Genomic DNA, 226 nt, shown 5'->3' on the forward strand with positions numbered 1-226 from the left:
AGGCGGCAAAGGCACTGTCCGCCATCCAGAAAGCGATCGCCGCCAAAGGCCTGACTCTGGTGTTGTTCGATTGCTACCGCCCTGCCCGCGCCGTCGCCGACATGAATGAATGGACGCGCGATGGCGGGTCGCCCGATCCACAATGGTATCCGAAGGTCAGGCGCAGTGAGCTGATCGCCAAGGGTTATGTCGGAGAACTATCGACCCATTCACGTGGCTCGACCGT

At 61.1% G+C, this 226-nt stretch carries 1 pseudogene; it reads left to right on the forward strand.

Annotation, left to right across the window (positions count from 1 at the left end):
* A pseudogene (locus EOB49_RS36105) lies at positions 1–226 on the forward strand (M15 family metallopeptidase); the annotation flags it as partial.

It is taken from the genome of Mesorhizobium sp. M7A.F.Ca.MR.148.00.0.0 (genome assembly GCF_003997735.1).
Taxonomy (GTDB): Bacteria; Pseudomonadota; Alphaproteobacteria; order Rhizobiales; family Rhizobiaceae; genus Mesorhizobium.